The 17,382-nt window shown below is 72.7% G+C and carries 13 protein-coding genes and 1 pseudogene; 7 read left to right on the top strand and 7 right to left on the bottom strand.

What is annotated here, in order from left to right; translation table 11 throughout:
- Window positions 1-555: 555 nt before the first annotated feature.
- A complete protein-coding gene (locus tag ACXNSR_RS37350; protein WP_458639778.1) occupies window positions 556-1,170 on the bottom strand; it encodes a hypothetical protein in 615 nt (204 codons plus the stop codon).
- A gap of 97 nt (window positions 1,171-1,267) precedes the next feature.
- Between ACXNSR_RS37350 and ACXNSR_RS37345 the strand changes: the two are divergent.
- Window positions 1,268-1,990 (top strand): annotated as a pseudogene (locus tag ACXNSR_RS37345) (IS5 family transposase); the annotation flags it as partial.
- Window positions 1,991-2,720: 730 nt separating this feature from the next.
- Here ACXNSR_RS37345 and ACXNSR_RS37340 read toward each other — a convergent pair.
- Both ACXNSR_RS37340 and ACXNSR_RS37335 read right to left on the bottom strand, forming a co-directional pair.
- Window positions 2,721-3,200: an NUDIX domain-containing protein gene (locus ACXNSR_RS37340; protein ID WP_458639777.1), complete on the bottom strand. Its 480-nt coding sequence runs from the start codon at window positions 3,198-3,200 to the stop codon at window positions 2,721-2,723.
- Complete coding sequence (locus ACXNSR_RS37335; protein WP_458639776.1) at window positions 3,197-3,685, bottom strand: NUDIX hydrolase; 489 nt, start codon at window positions 3,683-3,685, stop codon at window positions 3,197-3,199. Before ACXNSR_RS37335 ends, ACXNSR_RS37340 begins: the two co-directional genes overlap by 4 nt.
- 697 nt (window positions 3,686-4,382) lie before the next feature.
- On the opposite strand from ACXNSR_RS37335, the gene ACXNSR_RS37330 reads away from it, so the two are divergent.
- Both ACXNSR_RS37330 and ACXNSR_RS37325 read left to right on the top strand, forming a co-directional pair.
- Complete coding sequence (locus ACXNSR_RS37330; RefSeq protein WP_458639775.1) at window positions 4,383-4,778, top strand: hypothetical protein; 396 nt, start codon at window positions 4,383-4,385, stop codon at window positions 4,776-4,778.
- Window positions 4,779-5,222: 444 nt separating this feature from the next.
- The gene (locus tag ACXNSR_RS37325; RefSeq protein WP_458639774.1) at window positions 5,223-5,693 is read left to right on the top strand and encodes a lamin tail domain-containing protein; all 471 of its coding nucleotides are present in this window, start codon (window positions 5,223-5,225) and stop codon (window positions 5,691-5,693) included.
- Window positions 5,694-6,337: 644 nt separating this feature from the next.
- Here the strand turns inward: ACXNSR_RS37325 and ACXNSR_RS37320 are convergent.
- Window positions 6,338-7,495: a calcium-binding protein gene (locus ACXNSR_RS37320; RefSeq protein WP_458639773.1), complete on the bottom strand. Its 1,158-nt coding sequence runs from the start codon at window positions 7,493-7,495 to the stop codon at window positions 6,338-6,340.
- A gap of 245 nt (window positions 7,496-7,740) precedes the next feature.
- On the opposite strand from ACXNSR_RS37320, the gene ACXNSR_RS37315 reads away from it, so the two are divergent.
- A complete protein-coding gene (locus ACXNSR_RS37315; RefSeq protein ID WP_458639772.1) occupies window positions 7,741-8,862 on the top strand; it encodes an alpha/beta hydrolase in 1,122 nt (373 codons plus the stop codon).
- Entirely contained in the window at window positions 8,859-10,088 is a 1,230-nt protein-coding gene (locus tag ACXNSR_RS37310; protein WP_458639771.1) for an acyltransferase family protein, read from the top strand. Before ACXNSR_RS37315 ends, ACXNSR_RS37310 begins: the two co-directional genes overlap by 4 nt.
- A gap of 83 nt (window positions 10,089-10,171) precedes the next feature.
- On the opposite strand, the gene ACXNSR_RS37305 is transcribed toward ACXNSR_RS37310, so the two are convergent.
- Entirely contained in the window at window positions 10,172-10,594 is a 423-nt protein-coding gene (locus ACXNSR_RS37305; protein WP_458639770.1) for a DUF350 domain-containing protein, read from the bottom strand.
- A 95-nt stretch (window positions 10,595-10,689) separates the two neighbouring features.
- Here ACXNSR_RS37305 and ACXNSR_RS37300 point away from each other — a divergent pair, with 95 nt between their 5' ends.
- The gene (locus ACXNSR_RS37300; RefSeq protein ID WP_458639769.1) at window positions 10,690-12,492 is read left to right on the top strand and encodes a GNAT family N-acetyltransferase; all 1,803 of its coding nucleotides are present in this window, start codon (window positions 10,690-10,692) and stop codon (window positions 12,490-12,492) included.
- A 69-nt stretch (window positions 12,493-12,561) separates the two neighbouring features.
- Here ACXNSR_RS37300 and ACXNSR_RS37295 read toward each other — a convergent pair whose 3' ends face one another.
- Both ACXNSR_RS37295 and ACXNSR_RS37290 read right to left on the bottom strand, forming a co-directional pair.
- The gene (locus tag ACXNSR_RS37295; protein ID WP_458639768.1) at window positions 12,562-13,134 is read right to left on the bottom strand and encodes an allene oxide cyclase barrel-like domain-containing protein; all 573 of its coding nucleotides are present in this window, start codon (window positions 13,132-13,134) and stop codon (window positions 12,562-12,564) included.
- A gap of 120 nt (window positions 13,135-13,254) precedes the next feature.
- Complete coding sequence (locus tag ACXNSR_RS37290) at window positions 13,255-15,345, bottom strand: AMP-binding protein (protein WP_458639767.1); 2,091 nt, start codon at window positions 15,343-15,345, stop codon at window positions 13,255-13,257.
- Window positions 15,346-15,485: 140 nt separating this feature from the next.
- Here ACXNSR_RS37290 and ACXNSR_RS37285 point away from each other — a divergent pair, with 140 nt between their 5' ends.
- Entirely contained in the window at window positions 15,486-17,375 is a 1,890-nt protein-coding gene (locus ACXNSR_RS37285; RefSeq protein WP_458639766.1) for an ABC transporter ATP-binding protein, read from the top strand.
- The last annotated feature ends 7 nt before the right edge of the window (window positions 17,376-17,382 follow it).

Genomic DNA, 17,382 nt, shown 5'->3' with positions numbered 1-17,382 from the left:
GCAGGAGACCGTCGCCGGTGAGGCGGACTGTTCCGCCTCGGAACAAGTCGATCTCGATACCGCCTGCGTTCCATTCGATGCCCGGGTGCAGGCTCTCGATGGTCGTGGCTCATCCGTGTTCGCCGATCATGCCCACCCGGTGCACGACATCGCGCTCACAGATCGCGCGCAGCTGCGGCCAGTCCGCGGCGAGCAGTTCGCGCCACGGCCGCTTCACCAGCCCAGGCCCTCGGCCGGAAATGTCCTCGCCGGCGAATTCCTCCACCTACGCGTACGCCAACAACGCCCCTGTCAACCAGCCTGACCCATCCGGTGTCTGCCCCCTTTGCGTCAGTGCCGGAATCGGGGCAGCCTTCGGCGCTGTAGCCGAAGGAGGCATCTACACCTGGTAACACCGTAACGGCGGCTTCACCGGCTCCGATCGGAGCTCGCCCAGGCCTGGAATAACCTCTCCGTCCCCTCGTACGTTCGAGATCTGTATGGGATAGATGCGGAAGAGACTGCTTTCGGGACAGGGAGGTGTTGGCTAAGACGTCGTCTCGTTTGGCTCGGAACTCACATGTCTCGGGCCGGTCCGTACGCCTCGCGGGTCCGCTCGTGAGGTCCCGTGGGGAGGTACTCCAGCAGGACGGGACCGGGGCGCAGGGCCGCGCTGGCCCAGCCGGCCATCTCTTCGCCGGTCAGGTAGCGATACAGCCACTCGGCGAAGTCCATGGCGTGGCCGGCCCAGTCGCCCTCCGAGCCCTGGACCACGATTCCGTCGGAATGCCCGTGGACTTCTGGAGCCAGGAAGACAGCGGCTCCCTGGTCCGTGCTGGCAAGAGGGATGAGGCCGTCGGAGGAACCGAAGGTGATCTGGGAACGGTTGCAGATCACTCTTGGATCGGCGTCTGGGTCCAGATCGTCGGACTCCCATGACCGCCACTCGGACCAGCCTTCCGCATCCGACCGGATCGCCTGCCCCAGGTTTCGCCAGGCACAGGCCGGGTGGGACGAAAGGTAGAGGCTCCCGTTGAGCTGGACGGGGGCGTACGCATCGACGATCGCCTTGTAGTCGGCGGGAAGTTTTCTGTCGATCTCCTGCTCCAGGTGCAGCCAGGCAGCAGGATCGTCGTAGCGGTTCTCCGCTGGGCCGAGCATGGCGAAGACGGCCTGCAGATAGTCGGTCATGGCGTTCGTGTCCCTTGAAGATGGTGGCCGGGAATGGCTGTGCCAGCATCGAGCACCCCTCGTGTCGACGGTTGGCCGGGGTTCTCGTTGTCTCGGCATGGAGATGGTGCGGCGGCTGGTTCCGGACAGTTTGTGGGAGCTCTTCCTCCGGGTCATGCCCGTAGCGCCGCTGCGTCCACAAGGCGGCGGACGTCGCAGGGCTGACGACCGTGGAGTCTTGGCCGCGATCCTTTTCGTTGCCACGTCCGGCTGCACATGGCGGCAGCTCCCACCCACGTTCGGCGCGTCCTGGCAGACCGTCCACCGCCGATTCACGCACTGGACCGAAGCCCGGGTTTGGGCCAGGCTTCACCGCATCATCCTCGACGAACTGGGTACCACCGGGGAACTGGACTGGTCGAGGTGTGCGATCGACTCAGTGAGCCTGAGGGCAGTGAAATGGGGGCCGCTGACAGGACCGAATCCGACCGACGGCGGCGCACTCGGATCGAATATCCACCTGATCACCGACCAGAATGGTCTGCCTCTCTCACTGGGCGTCTCGGGCGCCAACATGCACGACAGCCTCGGCCTGGAGCCGCTCGTGCGCGGGATTCCACCGATCCGATCTCGCCGTGGACCCCGCCGACGACGGCCTGCGAAACTGCACGCGGACAAGGGATACGACTACGTCCACTTGCGCCGATGGCTCCGCGCACGCGGCATCCGCCACCGCATCGCTCGCAAGGGCACCGAGTCCTCGCAACGGCTCGGCCGCCACCGGTGGGTAGTCGAGCGCACTGTGTCCTGGCTTGCTGGGTGCCGTCGGCTTCACCGCCGCCTCCTCCCCAACTGAGACGTCGCCTAAGTGGCGTGTCATCGAAGAAGCGGTCGTCTGGTACTGGCTGCCAGGAACAAGCTTGGAGCAACTGTTGAAGGACATGGGGACGGGGTGGTAGACGCGTGCAGTCCGACAAGATCAGGACCGAGCATTGGCGGATGTATGTGGGAGGGGAACTGGTAGGCCTCCTTCATCTGGCTACCCCTGACCAGGCCTGGAGCACGTGCACGTTCGAACCGCTGGAAGGCTGGGAGGCAGTCCGCCCCCTCTTCGATGTGCAGAATGACGCCGCGAGGGAGGGGTTTCCTCCAGATAAGGGCTGGGCTACGAAGGAGATCTGTGACCGCGGAGTAGAACTACGTCCGCTGGAGAGCGAAGCCGCCCCAGTGGTTGAGCCCTTCGTGATCTACGTGGATGGCGACCAGGCCAGATTCGGGCCCTGAGACAACCGGCGGGGGCAGGCGACTTCTGCCTGTCCCCTCCCACGCCCCTCGCGGGCAAAGAGGACTTGCCAAGTCGGTTGCGAAGGCTGCGTCCTGTTTTCGGCACAGGGCCCGGCGCACACTGCATTACACCCCACGCCCACCTGCATCACCCCCCCCATGTTGCACAGTTCTGGCTCCGTTGGAGGCAGTGGCTGGCGGAGCGGCAGCACTCCTGGCGGTCAGCGCCCCGGACCGACGGGGTCTGGGGCAACGTGCCGCCCGCCGTCGTTAGACAAACGTCAAGGTCAGGCCATGTCGCCCAGGTACCTCGTCTGCCACGTACCGGCAGAGGCCTGGGCAACGACATGAGTGAGCCGGTCGCGCAGGTACAGGGGGATCATCCGCAGCCCGCCGACTTCGTCGAGCGGCACCCACTCGACCCCGGTGTGGGTCGGGTCCGGCATGCTCCCGCCCAGCGTGGACGGCTCCGATACGACCTCGCACCAGAACAGCGCATCAACCCGGTGGTTGCGGTCGTACGCCATCGGACCGGGCTCGTGATTGGCGGGGATGTGTTCACGCAGGAACAGCAACTGTCCGGCGCGCACGGTCACACCGGTCTCCTCCAGCACCTCCCGCTCGACAGTGCGGTGCAGAGGCTCGCCCAGCTTCTGTCCGCCACCAGGAGGCAGCCAGGTATCCGGCTGAGGCCAGTCACCTTTCACGAGCAGGACGTTGCCGTCGCGGACGACCAAGCCGGTCGCGGCTGTTCGGATGCGGCTCATGCCGGCCTCCCCTCCTGCAGATAAGCGGCGCGGCCGGCCAGCGCTGCGGCATGGAGCGCGGTGAGCGTCTGACGGTTCGCTGCGAGAGGATCCGGGAGGTCGTCGGGGTGGTGGAAGGCGTGCCGGTCGTGTTCGGGGCTGAGCCGGATCTGCTGACCGGCGGCGAGCCTCGCGGCGAAGAAGTAGTCCACGACGGGTCCGGTGCCGAGGACGTTGGCCCTGTGGTCGATGCCGATGAAGCAGGGTTGCGAGCCCAAGGTGAGGCCGGTCTCCTCGCCCATCTCCCGGCGGGCCGCCGGCCACGGGCTCTCGCCCTCATCGACCATGCCGCCCGGCAGCCACCACGTCCCGCTGGCGTCCCCCTGACCGGGGCCGTACCGGAGTAGAAGCATTCGGTCCTGACCATCCAGCAGCATGACGCACGACGCCACGAGCGCCTGAGGCTGCGTCTTCACCCACTCCTCGCGGGGGATCCAGTCACCCACCTACTGCTCCCTTCCAGCGCTCAGCTTCTCTGCACTTCCCTCGACGGCACGACCGGGCCCAGCCGGATGCCGTCGCCACCCCTCGTGATCACGCTGCCTTGTTGAAGACTGTCAGTGAGTCCAACACCTGCCCCTGCCAACAAGTACCCAGGTATCCCGTCGCATGACCGTGGGCGGGCGCACAATGGAATGACCGCCTCGGGCCCGGGGATCCTGCTGCCGGGTGGGGCGGGTCTCGACTGGCGTCCCGCTCAGCTGGCCGGCCGTGCCAGGGTGAGCATTCCGCACCCGTACGCCTTGCCAGAGCCGATGCCAGGGGTGCTGGGCCCGGACCATCCCCACACCCTCACCCCCCAGAACAACCTCGCCACCTGGCCGGGTTGTCGGGTAACGATCGTTCGTGAGACACGAGGCGGATCAGGACCCGGCGGAGTGGTTGTTGCCGGCGCCGGATGCACTGTGCCGGTACGGCGCGGAGTGGACCGCGACCAAGCTCCACTGGGGCCCGGCGGTCGACGAGGCCGAGCGGGACCGGCTGCTGGGCATCGCGGCCGGTTTTGTGGCGGCACGGACGTGGAGTTCACCCCCGCCCCGTAGACCGGTCCGAAGGTCAGGGCCGCCGCGTCGACAGGTGGCGGCCCTTTGCATGCTCGCCGGCTGCCGGTGAGCGCGGCCACGCGCCGAGGCGCTCCGCGCGGTGTGCGCGTGCGGATGGCGCGGCGCGGCGGAGTACCCGCTGGACTGGGCGACGTTCGGCGACCGGCCCTTGTACGAGGCGGACGTCGACCTGACCGGGCCGCTCGCGGACTGGAACGCCCACCTGCCCCTGGTCCGCGACAAGGCGGCACCGCTGCCCGAACCGCTGGCCGCCCTCCTGGTCGAGATCACCGGGCATCCGACCGCCACGACCGACGACGCGCCGTTGGCCGTGCTGCGTGCGATCGGGGTGCTGGAGCGGATCGCCGCTCGTGTCGGGCGGGAGGCGGCCGGTGTGCCGGCGGAGGACGGCGTGTCCGCCGAGACGTTGCCCATCGGGCTCGGGACCACCCGCTCCACGGCCCTGATGCTCCTTCTGACCGCGCGGGACAGGTGACAACACCCGGTCGGCATCGGGCTTTCTCGGGTCAGAGCAAGGGCCGCGAGCCCACCCCGGGATGGGAAACACGTGCGATGCGCGGGCTGGTGTGCGAAGAATTCCGCAGAACGGTTGTTACCTGATCAACTACTCCGGGCGGGTGAGGCAGGAGAGAAGTGCGCCCGGTCGTGCGCCGGAGCGCGCCGGCCTCGATGTCCGGTTTGCGGGGCGGGTGGGTGTAGCGCTCAGTGAATGTCAGGGGCACGCTCGGGCGGAATGCGTGCATCCGGAAAACGACTGTGACGGATATGTCCGTATCCGGTAACCGGCGCCGGCGCGGGCTGCGGCGGGGCCCGTGCCGGGTCGAGAGTGTGGCCCTCGGCCCGCTCCGGTCCGATACCGAACCGCCTCCACCCCTTCTGTTTCGGCCGGTGGGGCACTATTCTTGAAGGAGCGTCACCCATGTCTTCTGCTTCTTCCTCCGTACGCCGTATCGCCGCCACCGTCCTGGCCGCCGGCGCGGCCGTCTCGGCCGCCGCACTGCCGGCGTCCGCCGCGGACGGGGACCGCCACCACCACCAGCGTCCGCGGGTGGAGATCAGCCGGGTCCAGGCCGACAGCCCCGGACGCGAGGACCGCTCCAACCGCTCCCTCAACGCGGAGTGGGTGGAGATCACCAACACCACCCGCGACGGCATCAGCCTCCGCGGCTGGACCCTGCGCGACCGCGAGGGCAACCGCTACCGCTTCGACAACGTCCGCATCGCCCCCCGCGCCACCATCCGCATCCACACCGGCCACGGCCGCGACACCCGCACCGACCTCTTCCAGGACCGCCGCGACTACGTCTGGGACAACCACTCCGACACCGCCACCCTCCGCGACGACCGCGGCCGCACCATCGACACCGAAACCTGGGGCCGCCGCCGCTAACCCCCACCCCCAGCCGGACCACTCGGCAACCAGCCACTGACCGGCACACGGACACGGGCCGTCACCCCCACCGGGCGACGGCCCGCACCGCTGCGCACAATGGGAAGACTGCTGGCTCGACCAGCACGGGCCGACCAGCCCCTGCCACGATTGCCGAGGGACCTGACGGCCATGTCCAGGTGGAGAAGGCGAGAAGGGAGTTCGCCTCGGCGTCGAGGTCTGCCTGTCCTGGGTACGGGTGGGTCGGGCTGCCGGTGGTGCAGGGGTGGGGCAGCATGAGCTGACTGCTGTCGGTGGTGAGTGCGGGGCGGGTGCGGTGGCAAAGACGTCGAGCGCGTCGCTGCCGGACTCGGTCGCCAGGTGGGGGCCGGGCAGCGGCGAGTACGCGGCCGTGTGAATGGCGCTGGCCGCGCCCAGGGGTGTGCGGAAGAGGCGATGCAGCTGCTCGAGCTTCGCCGAACTGATCGCGCTGGAGTGACATCGGGGTCGGTCGGTGCGCCGGGGCCGGAGCCGGCGTCCGGCAACTTGGCCCCGGCCAGTAGGAGTGTGAGGAGTACGGGTACGGCCCTTCCGGGACCGAGCAGCCCCATGGCACCGGACGCCTCGGCCTCGGCCTCGGCCGACAAGGTCCGGCAGTCACACACCTAGGGCAGGCCGGCCAGGGTTTCGCAGCCCGTGGCGAAGTCGGTGCCGCCTTCGCCGTCGCAGGAGTCCGGGCCGTCCGGGCCCCCGGTGAGGAAGTCGCCGGCGGGGCCCGCCTTGAGGGTGTCGATGCCCTCGCCGCCGTCGAGGAAGTCGGCGCCTCCCGCCGTTCCCGCGCTCGCCGTGCCGGTGAGGTCGACGTTGTCGCCGAAGACGCGGTCGTTCCCGGCGCCGCCGCTGATGGTGTCGTTGCCCGCGGTGGTGCGGCGCGCGTCCGCCTGGGCGCTGTCCCCGACGAGGAACTCGTCGGAGGCACCGCCGATGATCCGGTCGTTCCCGGCGCCGATCGCGCGGCCCCCCGCCGGGCTGGTGACGATGTGGTCGCCGATCGCCGAGACCCCGCCGTCGGCGCCCAGGTCCAGCAGGTCGTCGCCGCCGCTGCCGATCGCGTTGCGCGCGGCCTCGCTGTCGCCGGTGATGGTCTCGGCTCCGGGCCCTCCGAGCAGTACGTCGCTCCCGGCGCCCGTGGCGTTCCCGGCGAACGCGCCGGAGTCACCGAGCAGGGCGTCGTCGCCGGGGCCGCCGTCGATCCGGTCGACCCCGCCGCCCACCGCGCTCTGTCCCCTGCTGTCCCCCGTCAGCCGGTCGTTTCCGGGGCCGCCGATCAGCTGATCGTTTCCACCGCCCTCGGCGGTGCCTCCGGGGGCGTAGCTGTCGCCGGTGAACTGGTCGTCCCCGTCGCCTCCGAGGAGGCGGTCGTTGCCGCCTCCCGTGGCGTTGCCGGTCGGGCTGAAGCTGTCGCCGCGCAGCTGGTCGGCGCCCGCGGAGCCGTCGATCTGGTCGTTGCCGAGCCCGCCGATGAGGATGTCGTCGCCCGCCAGCCCGCAGATCAGGTCGTCGCCGCCCTGGCCGTGGATGGTGTCCGGGCCCGGAGTGCCGACGATCACGTCGTTGCCCGGGGTCCCTTCGGTGGTCGCGCCGGGCGTGGTGACGACGAGGGTGGCGGGGACGCCGAAGCAGGTCACCGCCCGGGCGCTGACGTCCCCCGGCCCGAGGAGGACGAGGGACCCGGCGGCCAGGGCGCAGGCGAAGCCGGCGGCGGCCACCCGGCGCGGGCCGTGTCCCGGCCGGGCCGCGGGCTGATGTTCCCGGTGGGCCATCGTCTGCACTCCCTTTGCCGCAATTAGTCGGACTATCACCATGCCTAGTCGTGGTGTGGGCCCCGTCGACGCCGACACACTGACGGGTTCGGGCAGACGGCTGACGCGGATCGCACCCGTGGAGCAACGCCGTCTCCTCCACCCCCTACCGGGGTATGACATCCGACTTGGCTCCACGGTCGGACGTGGGCGCGGATACCCCCTACCTACCTTCCCCCTCGTCACGAGGAGAGAGGAGAAGGGGCATGCGCCGCTTCGGAAGGACGCTGGGCACGGCCGCACTGGCGGTGGCCCTCGTCGGGGGGACCGCCGGGTGGGCCTCGGGCGACAGCCAGGTGGCGGTCACCGGACCGCCGCCGGGCACCGCCGCCTGGCTGGCCGACACGGTGTCCGGCCGGGCGCTGCCCGATCCGGCGACCGCCGCGCCGCACGAGGTGGCCGCCTTCTTCGCCGGGCTGGACGACGCCGCGCGCCGGGACCTGCTGCGATCGCACCCGTCGGTCGTGGGCAATCTGGAGGGGGCGCCGCTCCCCCTGCGCTACGAGGCCAACCGGATCGCCGTGGCCGCCACGGGGGATCCGCGGTACGCCTCCCTCGCCGCGCCGGACCGGCAGATCCTGGCCTTCGACCCGCGCGGCCGGGGCCAGGTGGCCGAGGTGTTCGGGGACCTGGAGCACGCGGAGCACGTCGCGGTGATCGTGCCGGGTTCGGACAACGATGCCGCCGGCTACGACGCCCCGCGCAAGCCCCACACCGGCCCGGCCGGGATGGCCCGGGCCCTGCGCGAGGCGACCCGGTCCGGGACCGGGTCGGGCTCCGGGTCCGGGACGGGCTCCGGGTCCGCGGCCCGGACCGGGACCGGGACCGGGACCGGCGGGGCCACCGCCGTCGTCGCGTGGATCGGGTACACCACCCCCGTCGGCGTCGGCCTGGACGCGGCCGACGGCCGCCTCGCCCGGGCCGGGGCGGCCCGGCTGGCCCGGTTCACGGCGGGACTCGACGCGGTCGGGGCGCCCGACCCGGCGCTGTTCTGCCACAGCTACGGCTCGGTGGTGTGCGGGCTCGCGGCCCGGCACACCGACGCCGCCGACATCGTGGCCCTCGGCTCCCCCGGAATGCGCGCCGACAACGCGGCCGCCCTGGGCACCGGAGCCCGCGTCTGGGCGGCCCGGGGCCCCTCCGACTGGATCGCCGACGTCCCGAACGTCGAGCTCGCCGGGATCGGCCACGGCGCCGACCCCACGTCGGCGGCCTTCGGCGCCCGTCGGGTGCCGGCGGCCGACGTAGCGGGCCACACCGGCTACTTCATGCCCGGCACCCAGTCCCTCGCGGCCTTCGCCGCCATCGCGACAGGAACGGCCCGATGAGCGCCTCCACCACCCTGGCCCCGCTGCGGGAGGCCGCCGCGCGGATCGACGGCCGGACCCCCGCCCACCGCGACCGGGCGATCGACGGACTGCGCGCCCTGGCGCTGCTGGCCGTACCCACCGGCCACTGGCTGCTCGGCGGCTTCACTCTCGACTCCGACGGCGGCCTGCACAACGCCAGCCCGCTGTCCGCGCTCGGCGGTCTGGCCCCGGCCGGGTGGGTGCTCCAGATGCTGGGCATCTTCTTCCTCGTCGGCGGGTACGCCTCGGCGCTCTCCTACGCGCGCCGCAGCGGGTCCACGGGTGCCTGGCTGAAGGGCCGCGTCGTCCGGCTGGGGCGGCCGGTGCTCGGGGTGACCGCGGTGTGGGCGCTGGCCGCGCCGGTGCTGTACGCGGCCGGGGTGCCGGAGGCCTCGCTGCGGACGGGCGCGACGCTGGTGGTCCAACCGCTCTGGTTCGTCGGGGTGTACGTGGTGGTCACCGCCCTGACCCCGTACTGCGTGCGGGCGGCGCGGCGCCTCGGCGGCTGGGCCGCCGCCCCGCTGCTCGGCTCGGTCGCCGTGGTGGACTTCCTGCGCTACGGGCCGTTCGCCGAGTCCGTACCGTCGTGGGTCGCCCTGCTGAACGTCCTGCCCGGCTGGCTGTTCGCCTACCAGCTGGGCGTCTCCTGGGGCGAGCGGCGGATCGGGCGGCGCGGGGCCTGGCTGCTGCTGGCGGGCGGGACGCTGCTGTTCGCCGCGCTGCTGGCGGTGTTCCACTATCCGGCGTCGATGGTGGGCGTACCGGGTGCGGCGCGCACCAACTCGCACCCGCCGTCCCTCCTGGTACTGGCGTTGGCCTCGGCGCAGTCGGGCGCGGCGATCCTCCTGCGCGACCGGCTGGCGAAGCTGCTGGCGCGGCCCGCGCTGTGGGCTCCGGTGGTCGTGATCAACCTGTCCGCGATGACGATCCTGTGCTGGCACCAGACGGCGATGCTGGCCGCGGCCGTGCCCGGCTCGTTCGCGGGTGAACTGGCCGGGCTCACGACGGCGCCGGACAGCCTGGGCTGGATCGCGGCACGCATGGCGTGGATGCCGGTGTTCGCGGTGCTGTTCGTCGCGATCGCCCGCTACGCGCGCCGGTTCGAGGTCCCCCTGCGGGAGGGACGCCGGGCGAGCGGGCTGCGCCGGACCGTGGCCGGGCTGCTGGCGGCCGGGTTCGCGGTGTTCGCACTGGGCCTCGCCTGAGCGGGACCCGGTGGGACCGGGATACGGCGAGAGCGCCGCTCCTTCGGGGGAGCGGCGCTCTCGTCGCGTACGGGTGCTCCGCGTCAGGCGATCGAGGCGGCGACGATCGCGGCCACGGCGAGGTTGCAGGCGGCCGAGACCCAGACCGCCGGGTGGGGCTCCGGGTCGACGACGATGGCGCCGAGCTTGCCGGGGGTCGCCAGGTCGAGCACGAGGAAGGCCACCGCCATCAGGATCAGGCCGAGCACGCCGAAGGCCGCGGTGGACAGCAGGCCCTTGCCGAAGTCCGCGTACGTCGTCCAGATCGAGGTGAAGACGATGCCGCCGATGCCGAGGAGCGCGGAGCTGAGGAACAGGGCCGCGTTGCGGTTGCGCTCCTCCCAGATCTGCTTGGGGAGCTTCCCGGGCGTCAGCACGTCCACGAGGACGATGCCGAGGATCAGCAGCACCAGGCCGAGGGCGCCGTAGGCGCTGGTGCGGCCAAGTCCGTTGATGATGTCGCTCATTGAGAAGCCTGTCTCCGCGTGGGTGGGAAAATATGTGCCGTGGGGAGGCCGAATCTATCGCACGGCCTTGACCCGGACCATGGGGAGGTCAGCAATTGGTAAAGGTCAGGGCCGCGCGGCCCACCGAGGCCGAGGACCTGACCGGGCTGGTGATGCGGTCCAAGGCGCACTGGGGGTACGACGCCGCCTTCCTGGCCGCGTGCGCGCCGGAACTGCGGATCCGGGCCACCGACGTGACGGCCCGCCGTGTCGTCGTGGCCGAGAACGGACGGGGGGAGGTGCTCGGGGTCGCCTCGCTGGAGGGCGCTCCCCCGGTGGCGGCGCTCGGGCTGCTCTTCGTGGAGCCGTCCGCCATCGGCCGGGGTGTGGGCCGGCTGCTGTACCGGGACGCGCTGCGGCGGGCCGTGGACCTGGGGGTGCGCCGACTGGTGATCGACTCCGATCCGCACGCGGTCGGCTTCTACCGGGCGATGGGGGCGGTGGCCACGGGCGCTGCAGGAGCTCCGGGCGCGGAATCCGGCGGTCCGGCCCTGGTCCGGTTCGAGACGGCTCCCGTCCCGCTCGCCGACTGGGCACGTGCCTGGACCGGTGGCGGGCGGGCCGTGCACCTCGGCAACGTCGGCGAGTTCAACGCCCAGTTCGCCGACACCACCCTGGACCCGGAGCAGCGGCCGGCGCACCACTACGCGTGCCTCGCCGCCTTCTACAGTCCCCACCCCGCGGTGCTGGTGCTGCCGCGGCCGGTGCCGCGGGGCTGGACCGAGCTGGTCTGCCGCCAGCTGGGCTGGACCGGGGTCGAGGTGTACGACGGTCTGCTGGACGCGGATCCCGGGCTCGCCGATGCCGTACGGGCCCGGCCGGCGCTGGCCGCGCTGCTCACCGGGGCCGGGCTGCCCCTCGTACCGTGGGGGCGCACGGGGCCGTTCGCACGACTGGCGGGTCTGCCGTGGCGGCCCGGGGAGCTGCGCTACGAGTCGAAGTCCGCGGCGCACGCCCTCTTCGGGCGGATCCTGGCGGACGGCGGGCATCCCGGGATCGTGCTGCCCCGGCAGTGGCGGGCCGAGGGGCGGTGGGCGGCGGTCCGGATGCTGGCGGCCAGGACCAGGGCGGGCGAGAGCACCGTTCTGAAATCGGAGCACGGTGTCGGGGGTTCGGGCACCACGGTGGTCACCCCCGAGCGGGTCCGTGCCGCGGGCGGCGCGCGGGCCGTGCTGCGGCGGCTGCCGCGCGGGCCGCTGCTGGTGGAGGAGTACGTCGGCGGTCCGGCGTCCGGGGCCGACGAGGGGCCGCGGGATCTGACGTACGACGGCTTCGTCGACGGGGCGGGCCACGCGCACGAGGTGGGCGGGGCGGTGATGGACGTGGCGGACGGCTGCTACCGGGGTGCCACGGTGGGGCCCGGGGTGGTGCCGGCGTGGGCGGAGAAGTCCCTCGGCGCCTTCGGCGCGGCGGTGGGCCGGGAGCTGGCGGAGTCCGGTTACCGGGGCTGGTTCGACGTGGACTTCGTCGCCGACGGGGCGGGGCGGCTCGCGCCGACCGAGACGAACCTGCGCCTGACCGGGCCGTCCATCGCCTTCATGGTGGCGGCCCGGCTGGACGCGCTGCGGGGCGCGGGACACCTCGTACGGATCGCCGACCGGGTGGAGCTGGGAGCGCGGCTGCCCGAGGCCCTGCTGGACGAGTGGTGCGCGGCCCTGGCCCGGGGCTGTGCGGAGCTCGGGGCGGTGTTCGTGCCCGCCATCCCGACCGCGGCCTTCGAACCGGCGCCCTGGCTGGGTGTGCTGGTGGCCGCGCGCAGCAGGGAGGTGCTGGACGCGGCCGAGGCACTGGTGCGGTCGGAGGCCCTGGCGGTCGGGGCGATGTTCGGCCCGACCCGGCCCTCCGACCGTAGATCGTGATCTCCATGGCCGGGTGGCCCGTCGCCGATCGTGGCCGGCGCTCTCCCCGGGCGGGGCAGGGCCGGCCGGTCAGTGCTTGAGGTGGATGGTGAAGCGCCTCGTGCCCGGAGCGATCGTGTCGGCGTGGACGGAACCGCGCGCCCGGTCGAATTCGCCGGTGCCGCCGGTGATCGCGTTGTCGAACGAGGGGGGAGGGCCCGGGACGAGATTGCCGAAGACCATCCCCTGCACGGAGAGCTGACCGCCCGGGAGGGTGTAGGTCACGACGCACTCCTCCGCTCCGCCGTTGTCGACCCGGGTGGTGGTGCAGGTGCCGCCGGTCTCGCCGACCTGGTTGCCGGCCTCGTCGAAGAGGTTCGACCGGAAGACGGTCCGGTCGCCCTGGGCGGCGGCGCCGCCGGGGTTGACGGGGAAGCGCGACTGCTCCGCGAGCCGGCCGGTGAGGGTGATGACCCGCTCCTTGCCCTTGTCGTGGGCGGAGGCGGGGTCCGTCGCGGCGGCGGCCGCGACAGGGGCACAGGCGAGAAGGGTGACGAGCGTGGTGGCCGCGCCGAAACAGGCCGCTCTGATGGGGCGCATCGTGTGGCTCCTGAGGTCGATGCCCATGGACTGCCGGGTGACGAGACCGTCATCCGATGTCATTCATAACCTCGGCCCGGCCGCCGCCCGGAGCCTCTCGGTGCGACCCTCCGGCAGATCTGACCGATCGGACCAAACCGGGGCGGGGGACGGGGCGGCCGGTCCACCCGCCCGGGGCGCGGGTCAGCGATCGGGCCAGTCGTCGGTGGGGTCGTGGAAGTCGAAGGGGTCGGCCGGCCTGCTGACGGCGTAGGCCGCGACGACGGCGCCCGCGATCATCAGCGGGATGTTGAAGGCGTAGACGAGCGCGGCCTGGCGCGGCCAGTCCTGTTTGGCGGCCAGCCGGTAGAAGTTGTCCTGCGGCCACCAGGACAACAGCAGGTAGGACACGGCCAGATGGGCGGCCACGGTGAGGGAGGGGCTGCGGCGCTGGCGCAGCATCCGGGCGCGGCCGCCGAACAGGAACACCACCCCGATGCCGAAGGCGACGCATTCGAACAGGTAGAGCACGAAGAACAGGAACGCCCAGGGCTGCGGCACCCGGCCGAGGTCGGTCGATCCGGGCCAGAGGAAGTCCGTCAGGATCAGGGCGAGGAGGCCCAGCGCGAGTCCCCCGCAGCCGGCCGCGCAGCCGGCAGAGGTCTCGCCCCGGCCCGGGGCTGCACCGTACTTGCCGGACTTGCTTCCGGCGCTCCGCGCCGCCACGGGCAGGACGGGCAGCGGCAGGGCGTCCCGGTCCTCCTGGCCCGCCGCGGTGCGGGGCAGGGCGCGCAGCCGGATCACGGTGCGCGGGGACTCCTCCCGGAGCACCTTGCCCGCCAGGTGGTCGCGCAGTTCCTCGATGTCCGGCAGCGGGGCCCCGGCCGGCCCGCCGGGTGGCGGGGCCACGTACGCGACGAGCCGGCGCGGGCCGCGGGGGCCGTCGACCCCCTTCAGGACGGCCGCGCCGATGCCCTCGTGGCTGCGGATGGCGGATTCGACGGGGTACGGGTCGAGCAGGCGGCCTCCGGGCAGGGTGATCCGGTCCCGGAGCCGGCCGCCGTACTCGAGCAGTCCGTCCTCGCGGAGAACGCCGAGGTCGCCGGTCGGTACCGCGTCGGCGCCGTCCGGCGGGAGGATGCGGATCTCCCCGCCGCGCACCTCGGCCCGGAAGCCGGGGAACGCGGTGCCGAGCAGGGAGATCCGTTCCGCGTCGTCCAACGGGTGCGGCAGCTGCGGAAGTTCGAACCACGTGCCGATACCGGCGCACTCGGCGGGTCCGTAGACGTTGAGCACGCGTGCGCCGGGGCGCAGCCGGATCTGCAGGGTCGCCTGCTCGTCGAGGTAGAGGCGGGCGCCCGAGACGGCGAGCAGCCGCAGGGACCGGCAGGCCGGGTCGGCGCCGAGATGGGCGGCCGGGGTGAGGGTTGCCCGTCCGGCGTCCTCGATCAGGAGCCGGGCGGCGCCGGCCGGATCGGTGTGCAGCACGGTGACGCGGTCGGTCTCGACGGCCGCCCGGATGTCCCCCGGCTGCCAGGCCGGCCGCGGGGAGAGCACGAGGGAGCCGCCCGAGCACAGGGCCCGGGTCCAGCCCGCGGCGAAGGCGGTGACGTCCGGCCCGGCGGTGAAGAGGTGCCGGTCCTGCGGGGTCGGCCGGGCCACCTCGGCCCAGGACTCGTGGGCCGCGAGGAGCAGCTCGTGGCTCACGGGCACCGCGCGCGGCTCGGCCGACCCGGTGAACAGGACCGCGGCGGTGCGGCCGGGCGGCGGTGCGGCCACGGGCGCCCCGGGAAGCCGGTCCGCGGGCGGGGCCTCCGACTGCTCCGCGGGCCGGTCCGCGGGCCGTTCGGTGCGCGGCCCGCCGATCGCCGGGGCCTGCGCGTCGAGCCGGATCACCCGGGGGCCGCCGCCGTTGTCGAGGGCGGCGTGCTGGGCGGCGTCGGTGAGCAGGACGAGGGGCTCGGCCGCGGTGAGTTGCCGGCGCCCGGAGCGCGGGCTCGCCACGTCGAGGAGGGTGTAGGACCCGCCGGCCTTGAGGACGGCGAGGAGGGCGACGACCAGTTCGCTCTGCCGGGCCGTGCCCACGGCGACGAGGGCGCCGGGCGGCAGGCCGGAGCCGAGCAGGCGGTGCGCCAACCGGTCGGCGCGCGCGTCCAGTTCCCCGTAGGTGAGGCTGTCCGCGCCTGCGATGAGGGCGCGGGCCCCGGGGGTGTCCCGGGCCCACTGCTCGAAGCGGTGCAGGACGGTGTCGGTGGTTCGTCTGCCGGAGCGTACGGACTCGGATCCCTGCGTCATGGACCGATGATGCCATCGGGCCCCGACAACGGACGGCGGTCGTCACGATCCGCCGTCCGGAAGGGAGTTGGCGCCCCGTGCGGGCGATCCCGCACCGAGTGCTTGACCTGAGGTTCGGTTGAGGTCCTAGCGTGCGGGTCATGGACATGGAAGTCACCGCCTGGACGTCGCTGCACAGCGCGATCAACGCCCAGCAGGACCGTCGCCCGCTCTCCCGGGCCGGTCTGCGCCGCGTCGCCGCCTTCGCCCGCCCGCACCGCCGCGGGCTCACCCTCTTCCTCCTGCTGAGTGTGGTGACCGCCCTGCTCGCGGTGGCCACCCCGGTGCTCGCCAGCCGGGTCGTCACGGCCATCGTGGACGGCCGCGACAGCTCCGCGGTCACCCGGCTGGCCCTGCTCATCGCGCTGATCGCGGTCGCGGAGGCCGGGCTCGGACTGCTGACCCGCAGGCTCTCAGCCACCCTCGGCGAGGGGCTGATCCTGGATCTGCGGACGGCGGTCTTCGACCACGTGCAGCGGATGCCGGTCGCCTTCTTCACCCGGACCCGGACGGGGGCCCTGGTCAGCCGCCTCAACAACGATGTGATCGGGGCCCAGCGGGCCTTCAGCAACACCCTGTCGGGGGTGGTCGCCAATACCGTCACCCTGGTGCTGACACTCACCGTGATGCTCGGCATCTCCTGGCAGATCACCCTGCTGGCGCTGGTGCTGCTGCCGGTGTTCGTACTGCCGGCCCGCCGGATGGGCGCGAGGATGGCGGCGATGCAGCGGGAGGCGTCCGCGCTGAACGCCGCGATGGGCACCCAGATGACCGAACGGTTCTCCGCCCCCGGCGCGACGCTGGTCAAGCTGTTCGGGCGGCCCGCCGACGAGTCCGCGGAGTTCGCGGCCCGGGCGGCGCGGGTGCGGGACATCGGGATCCGGACGGCCATGGCCCAGTCGGCCTTCATCACGGCCCTCACCCTGGTCTCGGCGCTGGCCCTCGCCCTCGTCTACGGCCTGGGCGGGTTCTACGCCCTGCGCGGTTCCCTGGACGCCGGATCCGTCGTCGCCCTCGCCCTCCTGCTGACCCGGCTGTACGCCCCGCTGACCGCCCTCGCCGGTGCGCGCGTCGAGGTGATGAGCGCGATGGTGAGCTTCGAGCGGGTCTTCGAGATCCTCGACCTGGAGCCGCTGATCGCGCAGCGGCCGGACGCCCGGCAGGTGCCGCAGGGGCCGGTGGCCGTGGAGTTCGACCGGGTCTCCTTCGGCTACCCGGCCGCCGACAAGGTCTCGCTCGCTTCCCTGGAGGAGGTCGCCACCCTGGATGCCCGGGGTGGTACGCAGGTGCTGCACGAGGTGTCCTTCCGGGCCGAGCCGGGGCAGATGATCGCCCTGGTCGGCTCGTCCGGCGCCGGCAAGTCGACCATCGCGCAGCTGCTGCCGCGGCTCTACGACGCCGACGCGGGCGCGGTCCGGCTCGGCGGCATCGACGTACGGGACCTCACGGCCGACTCGATCCGCGAAACGCTCGGCATGGTCACCCAGGACGGGCACCTCTTCCACGAATCGGTGCGCGCCAACCTGCTGCTGGCCCGCCCGGCGGCCACCGAGGAGGAGATCTGGGAGGCTCTGCGGCGCTCGCGGCTGGACGGGCTGGTCGCCTCGCTGCCGGACGGACTGGACACGGTGGTCGGGGAGCGCGGCTACCGGCTCTCGGGCGGCGAACGGCAGCGGCTGACCATCGCGCGGCTGCTGCTGGCCCGGCAGCGGGTGGTGGTCCTCGACGAGGCCACCGCGCACCTGGACTCCACCTCGGAGGCCGCGGTGCAGGAGGCCCTGGGCGAGGCCCTGGCGGGCCGGACGGCGGTGGTGATCGCGCACCGGCTGTCGACCGTACAGGCGGCGGACCTGATCCTGGTGGTCGAGGACGGCCGGATCGTGGAACGGGGCACGCACACCGAGCTGCTGGCGACGGGCGGGCGGTACGAGGAGCTGTACCGCACCCAGTTCGCCGTGTCGGGCGGCGAGGCGCCGGTGCCGGGCGCATGATCCTGTG

It is taken from the genome of Streptomyces sp. NC-S4, from assembly GCF_054353315.1.
Note: the sequence above shows the minus strand (reverse complement) of the source record. Positions and strands in the feature narration are given on the sequence as shown.

Coding starts and splice junctions, on each gene's coding strand:
- ACXNSR_RS37340 (WP_458639777.1), bottom strand. CDS start 3,200: ATGAGCCGCATCCGAACAGCCGCGACCGGCTTGGTCGTCCGCGACGGC.
- ACXNSR_RS37315 (WP_458639772.1), top strand. CDS start 7,741: ATGCGCCGCTTCGGAAGGACGCTGGGCACGGCCGCACTGGCGGTGGCC.
- ACXNSR_RS37285 (WP_458639766.1), top strand. CDS start 15,486: ATGGACATGGAAGTCACCGCCTGGACGTCGCTGCACAGCGCGATCAAC.
- ACXNSR_RS37350 (WP_458639778.1), bottom strand. CDS start 1,170: ATGACCGACTATCTGCAGGCCGTCTTCGCCATGCTCGGCCCAGCGGAG.
- ACXNSR_RS37295 (WP_458639768.1), bottom strand. CDS start 13,134: ATGACATCGGATGACGGTCTCGTCACCCGGCAGTCCATGGGCATCGAC.
- ACXNSR_RS37305 (WP_458639770.1), bottom strand. CDS start 10,594: ATGAGCGACATCATCAACGGACTTGGCCGCACCAGCGCCTACGGCGCC.
- ACXNSR_RS37290 (WP_458639767.1), bottom strand. CDS start 15,345: ATGACGCAGGGATCCGAGTCCGTACGCTCCGGCAGACGAACCACCGAC.
- ACXNSR_RS37310 (WP_458639771.1), top strand. CDS start 8,859: ATGAGCGCCTCCACCACCCTGGCCCCGCTGCGGGAGGCCGCCGCGCGG.
- ACXNSR_RS37320 (WP_458639773.1), bottom strand. CDS start 7,495: ATGGCCCACCGGGAACATCAGCCCGCGGCCCGGCCGGGACACGGCCCG.
- ACXNSR_RS37325 (WP_458639774.1), top strand. CDS start 5,223: ATGTCTTCTGCTTCTTCCTCCGTACGCCGTATCGCCGCCACCGTCCTG.